The organism is Anoxynatronum sibiricum (genome assembly GCF_039414295.1).
GTDB lineage: Bacteria > Bacillota > Clostridia > Peptostreptococcales > Tindalliaceae > Anoxynatronum > Anoxynatronum sibiricum.
Genome location: NZ_JBCITM010000020.1, coordinates 57,876 through 73,101, shown reverse-complemented (window position 1 = coordinate 73,101; position 15,226 = coordinate 57,876). Strand labels below are relative to the sequence as shown.

Annotated in this window: 12 protein-coding genes; 5 read left to right on the top strand and 7 right to left on the bottom strand. The window is 44.5% G+C overall.

Annotated elements, in window-relative coordinates:
- On the top strand, positions 1–228 hold a 228-nt coding region (locus AAIG11_RS14970; protein WP_343187039.1), incomplete at its 5' end, for a helix-turn-helix domain-containing protein.
- 416 nt (positions 229–644) lie between these two features.
- Here AAIG11_RS14970 and AAIG11_RS14965 read toward each other — a convergent pair.
- Entirely contained in the window at positions 645–1,070 is a 426-nt protein-coding gene (locus AAIG11_RS14965; protein WP_343187038.1) for a hypothetical protein, read from the bottom strand.
- Between the two features lie 174 nt (positions 1,071–1,244).
- On the opposite strand from AAIG11_RS14965, the gene AAIG11_RS14960 reads away from it, so the two are divergent.
- Positions 1,245–1,574, top strand: coding sequence for a helix-turn-helix domain-containing protein (locus AAIG11_RS14960; RefSeq protein WP_425499428.1), 330 nt, complete (start codon positions 1,245–1,247; stop codon positions 1,572–1,574).
- Positions 1,575–1,893: 319 nt separating this feature from the next.
- Here the strand turns inward: AAIG11_RS14960 and AAIG11_RS14955 are convergent, their stop codons facing one another.
- The 4 genes from AAIG11_RS14955 to AAIG11_RS14940 form a co-directional block, all read right to left on the bottom strand.
- Positions 1,894–3,531 carry an amidohydrolase gene (locus AAIG11_RS14955; protein ID WP_343187037.1) on the bottom strand — a complete coding sequence of 546 codons (1,638 nt, stop codon included), beginning with the start codon at positions 3,529–3,531 and terminating at the stop codon, positions 1,894–1,896.
- A 32-nt stretch (positions 3,532–3,563) separates the two neighbouring features.
- The gene (locus AAIG11_RS14950) at positions 3,564–4,952 is read right to left on the bottom strand and encodes a Na+/H+ antiporter NhaC family protein (protein ID WP_343187036.1); all 1,389 of its coding nucleotides are present in this window, start codon (positions 4,950–4,952) and stop codon (positions 3,564–3,566) included.
- Between the two features lie 267 nt (positions 4,953–5,219).
- On the bottom strand, positions 5,220–6,617 hold the full coding sequence (locus AAIG11_RS14945; protein WP_343187035.1) for a sigma-54 interaction domain-containing protein: 1,398 nt from the start codon (positions 6,615–6,617) through the stop codon (positions 5,220–5,222).
- 346 nt (positions 6,618–6,963) lie between these two features.
- Complete coding sequence (locus AAIG11_RS14940) at positions 6,964–7,971, bottom strand: DUF6076 domain-containing protein (RefSeq protein ID WP_343187034.1); 1,008 nt, start codon at positions 7,969–7,971, stop codon at positions 6,964–6,966.
- Positions 7,972–8,476: 505 nt separating this feature from the next.
- Between AAIG11_RS14940 and AAIG11_RS14935 the strand changes: the two genes are divergently transcribed.
- The gene (locus AAIG11_RS14935) at positions 8,477–10,618 is read left to right on the top strand and encodes a hypothetical protein (RefSeq protein ID WP_343187033.1); all 2,142 of its coding nucleotides are present in this window, start codon (positions 8,477–8,479) and stop codon (positions 10,616–10,618) included.
- Positions 10,611–10,841 carry a hypothetical protein gene (locus AAIG11_RS14930; RefSeq protein ID WP_343187032.1) on the top strand — a complete coding sequence of 77 codons (231 nt, stop codon included), beginning with the start codon at positions 10,611–10,613 and terminating at the stop codon, positions 10,839–10,841. Before AAIG11_RS14935 ends, AAIG11_RS14930 begins: the two co-directional genes overlap by 8 nt.
- A 371-nt stretch (positions 10,842–11,212) precedes the next feature.
- Here AAIG11_RS14930 and AAIG11_RS14925 read toward each other — a convergent pair whose 3' ends face one another.
- Complete coding sequence (locus AAIG11_RS14925) at positions 11,213–11,422, bottom strand: hypothetical protein (protein ID WP_343187031.1); 210 nt, start codon at positions 11,420–11,422, stop codon at positions 11,213–11,215.
- A gap of 455 nt (positions 11,423–11,877) precedes the next feature.
- Entirely contained in the window at positions 11,878–12,096 is a 219-nt protein-coding gene (locus tag AAIG11_RS14920) for a helix-turn-helix domain-containing protein (protein ID WP_343187030.1), read from the bottom strand.
- A gap of 316 nt (positions 12,097–12,412) precedes the next feature.
- Between AAIG11_RS14920 and AAIG11_RS14915 the strand changes: the two genes are divergently transcribed.
- Positions 12,413–15,220 carry a hypothetical protein gene (locus AAIG11_RS14915; protein ID WP_343187029.1) on the top strand — a complete coding sequence of 936 codons (2,808 nt, stop codon included), beginning with the start codon at positions 12,413–12,415 and terminating at the stop codon, positions 15,218–15,220.
- The last annotated feature ends 6 nt before the right edge of the window (positions 15,221–15,226 follow it).

Genomic DNA, 15,226 nt, shown 5'->3' with positions numbered 1-15,226 from the left:
CAATTAGAACGGGATCTTATTCGCATGCGTCAAAGTGAAGGGATTGAGCTGGCCAAAAAGGAAGGGAAGTATAAAGGCCGAGTCAAAAAATATCATCAAAACCACGCAGGTATGAATTATGCAGTAAAGCTATACCAGGAAGGAGAAATGACTGTAAATCAAATTTGTGATATTACCAATGTATCGAGAGCTTCATTATATAGAAAGCTATCTGAAGGGAACAAATAATGATTGGTTCTGGTAACACCTATTGCTTAGCGTTGTAAATCCACATTGGGGGAAAGCCTTCAGATAGAGAAGTGATTGTGTTTTGTCGCCGTCACCAGAGCTATGGAAACCCTCGTCATCTCTGCACCACAAAATCTCAAAGGCTGCCAGCTGATGTGTCCCGGTTCTTCCGTTTTTAGTCAAAAAAATAAAGCCCCCCTTTGTGTGGGCAGGCTTTTGTCAGATCTTTTCATTGAAATAGGCTTCGGTAACCCTAAGTTGCTTCTTTAGGATCTGGCGCCACATATGGTACTTTATCTCCCCTGTCCCTTTCGATACTTTTGTACGCCTGACAGTCCCATCCTTTCCAGCTTTACGGTAAAAGTAATGGTCTGTGTCTTTGTAAAGTTCCCATCCATCCCGTTCACAGAACCGCTTTAACTCTCGCCAGCTTGGCATCGGATACTCTCCTTCAGGGCTTCATCCTTTTCTGTCAGTAACACCTTCAGGATTCCCTTAATTTGTTTTCGCCGAAGCAGGTCGCTACTCCAAAAGTGTATATTATCATAGTACTCCTGGGCATACTCCCTTAGATCTGTCACCATGGCAGTAAGAGCATCTTCCCTATCTTTGCCGTTCACCACCAGGTCATAGTCAACCAGTGACAGTGTAACGGAGCCATCGTCTTCCACAAAAGTTTCTGCTCGAAACACCACGTCTTCCACTAGCTCCAGCATCATGTCCACACTTATCCCCAGGAAATAGTCACGGGAACGCTTCACCATTACCGGCTTGGTTCGAACAATTTCATCGATGTATTTACCAAAATCTTTACGCATGTCTGTCGCATTGACGGATTGCATCTTTCCCACTCCCTCTCTGTCTTTACTATATCATGAATGGGTGAATATGTACAGAGTGTACGCTTTTTGCTTTTCCCTCTATTTCGACATGGCTCACATTTCTTTTGGGATTAAGTTTATCGCTTTCGCTCAGTCGGAGGCTCTATTTATTTTTTGGAAGGAGGAGGTGATGAAATGAAATGTCAATTTTCCGGCGCCACAAATCCATTTAACACCCTTTGCAACCATTGTTACCTGTACCTGGAGTACCGTGCACATTACCGACAAAATCCACTCCAATTAGAACGGGATCTTATTCGCATGCGTCAAAGTGAAGGGATTGAGCTGGCCAAAAAGGAAGGGAAGTATAAAGGCCGAGTCAAAAAATATCATCGAAACCACGCAGGTATGAATTATGCAGTAAAGCTATACCAGGAAGGAGAAATGACTGTAAATCAAATTTGTGATATTACCAATGTATCGAGAGCTTCATTATCTAGAAAGCTATCTGAAGGGAACAAATAATGATTGCTTCTGGTAACACCTATTGCTTAGCGTTGTAAATTCACATTTTCCTGACGGCACCCCGGATGGTACGGTGCTTGAGATTGATGCAGCGGGGTTGTTGCGGGATGTGATTTCGGAAGTGGGCTGGCCATTGGTCTTGAGGTAGTTTTTTGGGGCAATCAGGAGCTACAGGGCGGTATCAGCAGCAACACCAACACGTTGCCAAAGGCAAAGCACCCCTTTCCCATGTGCCAGCACAGGGATGGGGGTGCTTTTTTTGAAGTATAGAAATAGCCTGCGCAAAAAGCTGTGGATAAAGTGTTTTCAGGGCTCTTGTCTACTGATCTGTGCTCGGACGCTGGTAAACCACTTGACCGTTGAAGATGGTGGTGTCTACTTTGGTCTGTCTTATTTCTTCTGTCGAAACGTCAAATAGGTTTCTGTCCAGGATGATTACATCTGCCAGCTTTCCTGGTTCCAGGGTACCCAGTTCATGTTCTCGGCCCACACCGTAGGCAGACCCATAGGTATAGCTGCGCAAGACTTCATGAAGGGACAATTTTTCCGAAGGATTCCAACCTTCTTTCGGCTCACCGTCATTGTATTTTCGCGTAACGCCCCGGTATATTTCCAGAAAAGGGTTGTTGTCCACCACGGGGCAGTCGCTGCCGATGGCCAATAGGCCAACTGTGTCGTACAAGGTCTTAAGGGGCCAGGTTTTGTTGGCCCGGTCTTCTCCCAATGCATTAAAATAAGGACTGTCGGCAAAGCGCTGGGTCAAGGCGATGTGCTCTGGCTGTACAGAGGGAATCACCCCCAAGGTCGCAAAACGCGGCACATCCTCGTCACTGACCATCTCAATGTGCTCAATAGCATGCCGGCACTGGTTTTTCCCATACTGCTTCTCCGCTGCTTCAATGTAATCCAGCCCCATGCGCACAGCCCGGTCACCGCAGGCGTGCAGCTTTAAAGAAAAGCCACGTTTATGGGCTTCTGGAACGGCTTTTTCGATGGCCAGGGTGTCCATCAAGGAAATGCCGCAAGTGTCCGAAGCATCAGCGTAGGGTTCCAGTACCAAGGCGGTGTGGGTGGTAATCACCCCGTCCAAAAATTGTTTTAAGTGATCCACCCTTAAACCGTCTGAGTGCACCCTTTGACGCCATGTTTCAGCCTCTGATAAATCCCCCAGCAGGTCTAGGGCCACATGCACCCGGAGATTCCAATCACCCTGCTTGTCCATGTCGTGATAGACTTCCAGTGTGCCCATGTTGCCGTGAAAATAGGGCTGCACATCGTTCACAGATGTAATGCCGTTGGCCAAGGCGCTTTTTTCATAGGCCTGAAGATAAGCTTTTTCTTCCTGGGTACTAAAGGCAAAGGCATGGCGGGTGATCAATCCCGTGGCGGATTCAAGGAGTAAACCGGTGGCCTCTCCCCTTTCATCACGACAAATTTCCCCTCCAAAGGGGTTGGGGGTAGCGGCATCAATGCCTGCAATTTCCAAGGCTTTGCTGTTGACCCAGGCCCCATGTGCCTCAGCGTTCAGCAAAAACACCGGTCGGTCAGGAAAGTAAGCGTCCAGGGAGGCTTTGGTGGGAGGCGTCTGGTCATCCCAAAAAACATGGTACCAACTGAACCCAATCACCCACCCGGAGGAATCGTCCAGTGGCTGGGCGGCCTCCTTCACCATCAACGCCGCTTCTTTTTCCGATGTAGCTGACGACAGGTTCACGCAGGATTGGTACATACCTGCCATCAACAAATGTGTGTGGCTGTCATGAAACCCGGGCATCACCAGCCTGTTCCCGGCATCCAGCAACTTGGTCATGGTGCCAGTATAGCGTTCAATCAATGACATGTCTCCCACGTCCACAATCCGGTTTCCTTCAATGACAAGTACTCCGGGAAAAGGCTGGTGGCGGACACTGTCGTAAATGGCATTTCCAACAATGAGCAACGTGGCGGCTGTTTTCAATCAGATCACCCCTTTCTGTGGTGGGAAGATGGCTATGCCATGGCAAACCCCACCACCAAATAAGCCAGTATGCCGATGACCATGGGAACCATGATCAAGGGAATGGACGTACGGGCATAGTCGATGTTTTTAAGGCCCGTGGCAGCACATGTAACGGTAACGGCATCGCTGTACAAACAGGCGTGGCTTCCAAAGGAAGTGCCGGCGGCGACGGCCCCAATGGCCAGGTAAGGATTGACACCCAGGGCCACGGCTAAAGGCAGAATGATGGGGAAGGAGATGGCGGCAACCCCCCAGAAACTGCCGGTGGAAAAGGCGATGGCACCCACCACCAGGAAGGTAATGGCCGGGAACAAGCCGGGACTGAGAATGTTCATTACGCTGTTAATGATGAAAGGCGTAAGGCCAAGGGCATCATTAAAGTTCTGGAGGATAAAGGCCGCCAGCACAAGCATGGTGACATACAGCATGTCTTTGAAACCTTCAACAATGTGGTCGGCAAATTCCCCCAGGGTCATCCGTTTTTGTACCAGCAGCATGGCAAAGCAGGTAACTGAAGCCAAGATCACTGCCAGCACGATGTCGTTGGTGGCCACCGCCACCACGATGAGCATCAACATGGGAATGATGAAGTTCAGGGCACTGGAGGGTTTAACATCAGAAGACAGGCCAGTGGTGAGCACTTCTTCACCAGCCTCGTTGGTGATGTAATAATAGTCGGGAAACACGCGGCCAGTTTCCTGGGCCCGTGCTTCAGCTTTCTTCATGGGCCCAAAAAGCGGTAGAATGCCCAGGGAAAACAAGGGAACCACAATCACTGCTGCCCAGGCGTAGAGCATAAAGGGGATGGCCCTAACATAAGCTTGAAAACCGCTGACGCCTTCCAAAATTCCCACATTATCGATTTGTGCTGCATACAGCACTCCCCAGGAGGAAAAGGGAACCAGGATACAGACAGCCGCACCCGTGGAGTTCACCACAAAGGCTAGAAACTCACGGGAAATTTTCCATTTATCCGTCAGGCGCTGCATGGCAACCCCCACCCCCAGGGCGTTTAGGTAGTCTTCCACAAAAATAATGATGCCCAGGAGCCAGGTGAATATGCTGGTTTTTTTCCGCGAGTTGGCCACTTTAGCCCCCACATCGGCAAAACCCAGGGCAGAACCGGATTTGTCAAGCACACGGATCATGGCACCAAACATACCAAACATGATGATGTAGTAGGCAGAGTTGCCAATTTCCTGCAGGGCAAAGTCAAACCAGGCACTCCACCAGCCACCACCTTCTAAAATTATGGCAGCGACAAAGGTGCCCAACACCAATGATTCCATAGCCCGCTTGGTGAAGATCGCTGTCACAATGACCACCAAAACGGGAAGTAAACTGATGACGCCAAAGGTTTCCATAACTGTTGTTTCCATCCTGCATTTCCTCCTTTTTAGATGCCCTTAATGAATAACAATAAAGTCATTAATCTTAATAGTCAAAATATACTTGCAACAAGCGTGCCAAGCTGGAAACCAGTGATGGCAACAACTAAAATGACCAACTGTTACCATATAATAACAGTTGGTCAGGGTATGTCATTGCTTTTTATGAATAGATAGCTAATAAGAAGGGGTTCAGGTTCTGGCGGCCAGGGAATTATATGTTACTAAAAAATAACACTGTGACGAAATGATAACAGTTTATTCGATGCCCAAGCGCTTTATTTTATGATGAAGCTGTGTGCGATGAATTTTCAGGTAAGCAGCCGCCTTGGTTTTATTCCCCTGGAACTGTTCCAAGGTGTGGAGAATCAGATGTTTTTCTGCCTCTCTCTTTGCTTCTTCCAGCGGGTTGTCGGAGGCTTGCAGTAAATGGATGTCCCGCAACGAAGGCAGTTGCACCGGGTTAATCCCGTCGGTTTCCACGAAATGGCGTAAGGACAGGGTGCTTTCTGCCACGTAGTTCATGGCTTTTTCAATGCGGTTAAAAAGCTCCCGTACGTTTCCCGGCCAAGGCAAGCCTTGCAGGTAGTGGTACACATCTGGGTCAATCTGGTTGACGTTTTTTCCCATTTCATTGTTCAACTGGGACACCTGGTGTTCCAGCAGGGCAGGCAAATCTTCAAGATGGTCACGGAGGGGAGGCACGGTAATGGAAAACACATGAAGACGGTAATAGAGGTCTTCCCGAAACTGGTGTTGTTTCACCAGTTTCTCCAGAGGCTGGTTGGTGGCGGCAATGATGCGCACATTGACGGAAATGCTGGTTTCTCCTCCCACTCGTTCCAGTTCTTTTTCCTGGATCACCCGAAGAATTTTGGCCTGAAGGGACACGGGCATTTGATTGATTTCGTCGATGAACAGGGTGCCGTTATGGGCCAGTTCAAACTTTCCTTTTTTGCCGCTTTTCTTAGCCCCGGTAAAAGCTCCTTCTTCATAACCAAACAACTCGGATTCCGCCAGGGAGTCAGGGATGCCGGCGGCATTGATCTTTATAAAGTTTTCAGCAACACGACGGCTGGCATTGTGAATGGCGTGGGCCACAATCTCCTTCCCCGTACCGGTTTCGCCGGTGATCAATACGTTGCTGTTGCTCATAGCCGCCAGTCGTATCTGGTTCTTAAGGTCCTTCATCGCCTGAGAATCGCCTACAAGGCTGTCGATGGCGTACTTGGTTCGTCGAAGATGATGAAACTGGTCCCGGTAATAACTCAGCTCATCGTTCAAGACAGAAGCGTACCGATTTAGAAAAGATTCAAAGGAACTCAGTTCTTGGATGGTGTCATATTCCAACACACCCACAATCACACCCTGGTGCCGCAGCTGCACTTGGGTGCTAACACTCATGCGACCGTCATGAAAATAAAAGTCAGTGTTGATCCGTTGATCCCCTTTCAGCAGCTGGGTCATCTGGGAAGGGGGAAACACCTGGTTGACATGCTTCCCCATGGAAGTATGAAGGTCAACTTGAATATAATCAGCGCATTGCTGGTTCATAAAAATCACTTTTCCAGCGGTATCAATCACCATCAATCCCAGAATGTTTTCCAGGCACAAGGCTGAAAGCAGGTCTTGAGACATGGGGATGGGTTGTGTCATAAACGCTACCTCCTTTACCCGGTAGATTCACGTCAGTATGTAACCGTCTCTACAGCCATCTTTGTAAAAAGGTGTCACCTAACTTTCATCCTAAAAAAAGACCATCAAAAGAAGATCGCGCTACAAAAGACCATCAATCAAGGGTCCTATTAGGAAAATGCGGATTTACAACATTAAGCAGTCGTACCGTGCACATTACCGACAAAACTCACACTAAGTAGTTGGTATCGCAATAGAGAAAGGGAAATCAGCTATGTTGGCTTTTTCATTAAAAATCCTCCCGTCTTTCGTCTTTGACATATTTACTGAATCCCATTCCAGAACTGGTCACGTGATACTACGCCTATTAATTATCAAAATAATCACTTAGTTTTTTAAACATACCTTCAAACTCCGTTTCGAGGTTCCTTTTTTCGCTTTCTCCTTCTGCACGATCATAAGCTTCCACATATTTATTTTTCAGTTCAGAATACTCCTCATACCATTTTTCATAGGCTTCTCTGTACTTCTTTTTTGTCTCCTCAGTGAAATTTTCTCTTTTACATGCTACTTGTTTCTCTCGGTTCCTAGTTTTGCGTTTTCTTTCAAAAAGACTTAGGATTGGATGCTTTTTTACTTTATTCCTATAACCAATATCAGTACACCTTTTTTCACCGTTCACTTGCCTTAAACAATACTTATCGGAAGCTCTTTCCGGCTTAAAAAGCTTTCCGCAGTTGGCACAGGTGTTGATCACAACGTTCCTCTTTACCAGTTCTAAAAACAATATTTCACATACATTTTCAATGTTGTACGCTTTGTGTTTCTCTGTGATGCTAAACTCAAGGTCATTAATAGCATTAATAAAATCATTTTGTTCTTCATCGTCAGAACGTATGTTTATTATATTAAGAGTATAGGGTGTAAACTTACCTTCTCCATCTCTTACGATAGCACTTATACAGTATTCATACTCTGATTGCATCTCATATCTTAATAGCTCATCTGAACTATAATAGTTTTTCTTAAATATCTCATAATACAACAGCCGTTTATGACTGTCCAATTGAGCTAGCTTTATATTTTGCCTATCTAAGACCTGTTTGATTTTTCTCTTATAGTGGTCTTGTATTCTACCAATTACGTCTTTCTTTACTTTATTGGAATCGATTAAAAATTCATTGCTTTCTTCTAGAAAGCAATTCAATAAATGAGGCCTCCTAATCTCTTCAGCATTAATATCCGCCTCAATAAAGCCTACAAGTGCTTCTCCTATGTCGCCTTCCGTTCTACCTATCTCTTCTCTTCTTTCGTCCAAAAATGTTAATGATTCGACTCCTTCTTTCTTATTAAAACATATTTCTACAGAGATCATTGTTATCCTCCTTTTCCTTTGCCCTAAACTGATGAATAGTTCGGAGCAGAATGTACCACCAGTCCGCTGTGATGATACCGTATCTATTTTTCAAAAGCTGGTATTTCTTGAATTTAAGTACTATCTCATACTTCTATCAGCATATTGATGAACCTCCCAGAAAAAATATATTTCTTTTAGACATACTTGTTTCTTGATTTTAACAAATAGATGTATCTTTATATTTTTTGATTGTATCTATTTATTTATTATGCTTTGTGCGGTACACTTGTGTCAAGTATACTTTCGAATTTTCACTTTCATGTCATTTGTCGACAATCTGAAAACTAAAGCGAGGAGAATTCAATAGGTGAAAATGATAAATAACTCTACACCCTAAAACTTTCTTGATTCTGTTAGCTTCATCGGGAAGATCCACTAAATCAGAAAGGAACAGATAGATCCAATGATACTAGAAATTTCATTTGCTTTGTTTTTACAATTTCCGCAAAGAGAGGTGTCCTAAATGACCAAAACAGATGAAAATTTTGCCATCATCCGCACTCCAAGTGAAAACCAGGATAAACAGAACGTTATCAATCCTATTACTTTTCTTAATAACCATCAGGGAACAGAGGGGCTTATCAAACCTATTACTTTTCTTAATAACCACCAGGGAACAGAGGGGCTTATCAAACCTATTAGCTTTGTTGGCAAAAACCAGGAAAATCGGAGCTCTAACAATCTTGCTAATCCTCTCCAGGAAGGTATAGCCGATAAGCAAAGAAAGATTCGTCCAATCACTATTGAAATGAATGTTCCAAATCTGTCAACAGTACCAAAAGAAGAAAAACCTACTTCCGAAATCACGCCTGCTTCAAAGGAAAGGACAGCATCTAGCCATCATGTCACCGGTATTGTTAAATCCTTCGATAACAATGAGACCTTTTCGTTTAAGTATCAGCCTCTCATCGAAGAAAACTACAAGCTGTTCATACATCAAAATAAGTTAGCCATCGAGTTTAATCATGAAGTCCAGCATCTTTCAAACTTTGCCATCGAAATACTGGAAGAGCTAGTTAAAAACAATGGTGTTTCTGAAGAGCGAGAGCTTCTTGTCCGAGTGACAATCGGAAATGAAGTTATTCTAAAACAAGTGGCTTTAGGAGATTTGAGTTCACCTCTTTTCTTGAAAAAGGTATCGGATCAACGAGCCTGCCTGTATAAAGGCCCAGGGTTCAGCAAGTACGTCGAACTGTTTATCTCTCATCAGATTAGGTGTGCTCCTAAACGCCGTGAATATGCTTTTGTGGGATGGACAAAAATAGACAACCAAAACTGCTACCTCCATGGTGGTGGTGCAATCGGCCTTAATCGAGCAGATATTTTTGGAGATCAAAGCAAGAGAATTGAACAAGATATTTCTTCAATCAACCCACATGAAGCCTTAGCCAAAACGATGGAGCTCCTCAATGTCTATAATGATTTGTCCATTACCAGCACACTATTTTTATATCGCCATTTAGGGGTACTGAAATCACTCTTTCTAGAAGCCGGCTTTGCACCATCATTCGTGCTTTGGCTCAACGGTACAACCGGTTCTGCAAAAACAACTCTTAGCAAGTTATTCTTCAATATTTTCAACAGCAGCAAGGAGTATATTCCTTCTACCTTTAAAGACACTAAGGCAGCCATTGAGAAGAAATGTTTTGATCACAAAGACTCCGTTCTCCTAATTGATGATTTACACCCAACGACATCCCGTGCTGATCAGAAAAAAATGGAAGAGCTGGCCAACCATATTGCAAGACTGTATGGAGATTCCATCACGAAGTCAAGAATGACCAGTCAAATGGAGCAGCAAAAAGAATTTCCACCAAGAGGATTAGCTGTTTTAACCGGTGAATACACAGTAGCTGGCGATTCAACAATGGCCAGATACATCGGAACGGAAATCCATAAAGCCAATGTTAACTTTGATCTTCTGACCGATTTGCAAAGAAATACGCTTTATTTGTCAACACACACCTGCTATTTTCTTCATTATGTTGCAAGTAACTATGACACCATCGTTACTAACCTTCGGAGGGTTTTTCCTTCTATCAGAACGGAACTGAGAAATTTGCATGTGCATAACCGGCATATTGATGCAGCAGCGTGCCTGGTCATTACTTCCCAAATTTTAGAATCATACGTTCACTCCATCGGAAAGGCTAATCATTTTTTTAGCCCTGCACAATGGAAAGAACTTATACTGAAAACCATCGAACTTCACAGCAAAAAAATGTATGACGAAAACCCGGGAGTTATGTATTTAAAAGCCATTAACATGTCCTTGCATACAGGAAAATATAAGCTTTTGGATTTGAAGAATAAACATTTGGCCTCCCAGGATAAGCCCAGTCTTTATTGTGATGACCAGTACTATTATGTACACCCCGAAATAGGCCATCATATTGCAGTACACTTTTGGAAAGATCAAGGAATCAGTTATCCTGTCACGAAAAATGGATCCTTCGCTCATTTGGATGCTCTTGGAGTCCTTAAGAAAGACGCTGATGGAAAAAGAGCGGTGAAATGCAGCATTCCCATGGGAACGGTGGACCGCCCACGTTATTTAATGATTGAGCGGAAAGCCATGGAAAAAGTCTTGATGTCCAATGATTGATGCCTTGTGTGGGCATAGGGGCACCCGTGACTCAACAACTCCTATAGGTTTAGATCTCATGTATTCTCCCATAGGGACCGTTCCCACACCTGCGCCGGCGCCTCCAAAAGCGGCAGAACTGGAAGATCAATTCATCACTGATTTGAGTCCAGAAGAAGGCAATGATTTTTCTTTGCTCTTGGATTCACTGTCACATAAGACTGTTGGTGCACATGTGTTTTAGTAACTTGACCCACAGATATTTTCCTGGCACAGTTCCAGTCCCTTCCGCTGGAGAAGGGACTGGACCATTCTTTTGCCGGTTGTTCCACAAGGCGCTCTTACCATAATTAATCACATCATAAACGGGGCTGCTCCGTCTCTTCCTCAAAAGACTCCGTTGATATCAACTGGACACATTGTTCGCCACTTGAACCCGGGGCACGTCCTGTCAAACGGATTATCCTGGCAACAACTACGATTCAGTGCTACGTCCGGCCCAGGAGTAAGCCCTCATTAACAGTGACTATGGTCGTGCTCACAAGCAGCAGCACCATTAATATTCAGTCAATCTTTATGGACATCGGCAGAATCTTATTCTCTGTAGGCGGATGATTACGCTTGGATGTGCTTTAAAAACCTGTTTAAACCAACGCCTTTTTCGCCTGTTACATGGTCAATAAACTTCTCAGTCGTTGCCCAATAACTAACGCCATCGATCCGATAATGTCCATTTGCTTTTCTTTCAAAATATAACCCCTTTTGAACAAGTATTTCTTCGATCTGTTCAACTTTCTTTCTTTTGTCAGCTTTCATATCGTACATTTTAACCGCTCCTTTTTAATAGTTTTAATGGTAAAAACCAATCATTTCGTTTGTAAAAGAATAAGAGGGAGGTATGGCTCCACAATTTGTGGGCAGGTGGCCTCCCCCTTGCTTGTCCACCTAAAAACAATACGCAAAGCATTTAAAACGTTGGAATAAGACGATTTTACCAAAAGTGCCCCCCTGCCCACCTGTTTGAAAAATAAGCTGATAGGGGAAGTAAGTGGGCAAAGGGGCGTTCTAAGAGGGGGCATTTACAGGGGGAACTAACGAACCACAACTCCGAGCAAGGATGCCAAAATACATTGCTGAATGAAATACAACCACCAGCAGCAAGAGAATACACCTCCGGCGGACCCTTCTTTATCGACCTTTTCAATGCATCGTTCTTTAGTGATCCTGCGGAGTTCAGTTTTTCTTGGTAACACTTGCAGCTCCCGTGATTGTACATTTTTTCATTTTTTTTTGGGAGCACGTCTGTTTCCCAAAGAGTTGTGGGTCGCTTTGGAAAGGATGTATTCTTCCAGGGACACTTTTGGGATCTTGTGAACCCGGCCAATCCGGAATCCATTGAGTTCGCCTTTCTTTAAAAGTTCATACACCCCATTTTTTCCAATCATCAGTATTTCCATCACTTCTTCGACTGTCAGGATTTCTCCGTACTCTTCAAACATGATGTTTGCCTCCTTCCAATGATTTTAACTTGATTCACATTACTAATATGTTTGTTCAAATATTATTTACTACTTCATAAAAAACAATTGGGTAACCTGAAATGCACCTTGTTCATCCCCGCTGTTTTTGAACGTTCCACGTAAGTTTCAAATGGTTTCACAAGGGCTATTGCGATCTTAACGGCGCTGTTTGATCACCTAATGCTGCGTGATATCGCCCTTTAAAAGCCATGATGGTTGGAAGGGAAAAACCGTATGTAATTAATTATTAATCCTCTAACATAAATATAATGATCGTTGTCCAAAAGTTAACATAGTGACAAAAATAGTAAAGAGCGATAATCCTATTTCTTCCATTCTCTTAAAGGAGTTGACTGCTATGTCCGCCGTTACCGTTACCTGTTGTATCCACGAGACTTCTTATACCAAAAAACCTGGTAAGTACGATTTTCCTACACTGTCATGCCAGCTCCCCTCACAAGAACACACTGTGTCGCCTTCCAGCCTTGCGGCTTGCTGCGGCAGTCGTGGGCATACCTTCTCCCCCGCCACTTTTGGTCAAAACCAACGTACCGCTGCCTGTTTTCAGCAGCAACAGGTCTTTGCCCTGGATTTTGACGATACTTTGTCTCTTCATGAAGTAATGGACCGATGTCGCCAGGTTCAGCTTCCTTTGTCTTTTGTGTACGAAACTTTTTCCAGTACCAAAGAAAACCGGTTCCGGGCCGTTTTCATTCATAATTGTTCCATTGATTCCGCCATCGTATCAAAAATCATCCTGACCATGCTCATTGGCTTATTTCCAGAAGCTGATAAAAGTTGCATTGACGTGGCCCGTATGTTTTTTGGCGGAAAAAAAGTGCTGTACCAACACCCTCAGATCAACGACTTTGAAGCGACATTTACGGTTTTTGAGCTGAACACCGCTTTAATTGCCTACCTTTCTGCTGTGGATTCCAAAAATGTGGCACGAAAAATCAGAACCATTTTGTCAAAAACCGGTATCGGTTTTGGTAGTACTTTTCCATTTATCAATGAGTTTTCCAGTGAAGCTGAGTTTTTTGGCATGTGTCAGCACACGGATTTTTATCAAATCAAGGACCTGTCCAAAAAAATTGAGGAAATTCGGATCAGTTCTACACTATTAGTGGAGAACCGATCAACATTTCCTCAATTTATCAAAATTAATGATTTTTATTCATTTTATTTTTTAGTTAATTTTAAACAAAAAAATTCATTTCATGTCTTGCTGATTCAAACTCATTCTACTCCACTAAAAAATAACAATGTATCTACTGTCACTGCGGCGACGTCAATTCGTAAAAAAAGCCAAAAAAAGCTTCTCCAGGATTTTCCTTTCAAGGAACTACCGAAATACTGCCAATTGTACCGTTCATTTCAAAATGGCGAAACCTGCCTGGATCACCACCATCTATTTGGGCTAGCCACTCAATTTTCCAACATCAAAGAAGGTAAAACACATTTTTTCAATCTCTTATCATCTTCTGCCAATGATGATTACGGGTACAACGCCCATCGCCGATGGGATTATTACTACAACTACCTGGTGTCCCAGCGCTACCTTCCCAGAAACTGCATTGGTTTTTGTCCATACCACGACCAGTGCCGTCCTTCTTCCAACATGATTTCAAAAGCACTCATCGTCCGAAAAGAAATCCGTCAAACCTCTCAGCCCCATTATTCCCCTTTGCCTGATGCCGAACAAGAACTGGAGCAACATCTGCTGGAAGCCCTGGACGCCAAGGGTAAAGATATTCATCTTATTGAAGCGCAGACAGGCCTGGGGAAATCCACCGCTTACTTACGCCACCTGGATCGAAACAACACCCGGAAAATCATTGCTGTTCCCACCAACAAGCTTAAAGATGCCATCGTTAAAAGTGCAACGGATAAAGGCTATTGTGTCATGGGTACTCCTTCCCTGCCAAGAGATCAGATGAGTCCGTCATTACTGAAAAAAGTAGAATCTTTGTTTCAAAAGGGGGCTTATCGCCTCGCTCGGCTCGTGATGGAAAAAGCCGTGAAACGCCATCCCTCCCCTGCTCTTTCAGCCTACTTAGAAGATGACAAAAAGATATTCTCGTTTTCCGGTCATCTTGTCACCACTCATTCCAAATTGTTTACACTGGATGCTTCTTTTTTGCAAAAATATGACGTCATTATTGATGAAGATGTCTTCCGCACAGCACTGCGCATGGAAACCGTCACCCTGCAGGACCTTCGCAAGTTAAAATCGAAGTTGCCTCTGCCGGTCACCCAAGCCATCAACCTGATCTTGCGCCGTCTTAACAGACATCCCTTGACCCGCTATGATGCTTTGCCCCCTCTGGACAAGGCATGCCACGATGACCTGGAATGCTTTGCAGATAAGCGTCTCTTAACCAATGCACTGGATTTCTTGCGTTCTGAAGCTGCTTTTTTGGACAAGGAACGCCTTCAATACGCTTTTGTGCAAAAGCTTCCTGACACAAAAATCGTCCTCCTCAGTGCCACCGCCAACAAAGAACTGTACCAAAAGCTTTTTTGCCGTGACATCCATGTGTATGAAACAAAAGAAGCCGCCTACCAAGGCCGCCTTCTTCAATACCATGACGCCTCCTACAGTCGGTCATACCTGGCAGAACACCTTGACCAGGTCATCGAAAATGTGCGTGTCCTTTGCCCCGGAAACCCGGTGATCACTTTTAAAATATACGAGCAAGCGTTTTGCCCTGAACAGGAACTGCATTTCGGGAATCTGGAAGGCCACAATGATTTTACTGGTGAGTCCCTGTCCATCGTGGGTACGCCGCATGTTAAACGTTGTGTGTATGACCTGATCGGCCTTGTGTTGGGCGTGCCGGAAAAAACTGTCAGGTCCGCCAACCTTTCTTCCCAACCACTGGAACGAAACGGTTACCGGTTTTGGTTTCACACCTTTACCCACCCCCTCCTGCGGGAAATCCAGTTGTGGCTCATCGAACAAGAACTGGAACAGGCTGTGGGCCGTGCAAGACTCTTGCGTCACGATTGCCAGGTTACTGTATTTTCGAATTTTCCTTTACGCCAAGCCATCTTAGAGCGAGATCTGCCGGCCTTGCCAGACCATCAATCATTGGGGTAATCACCT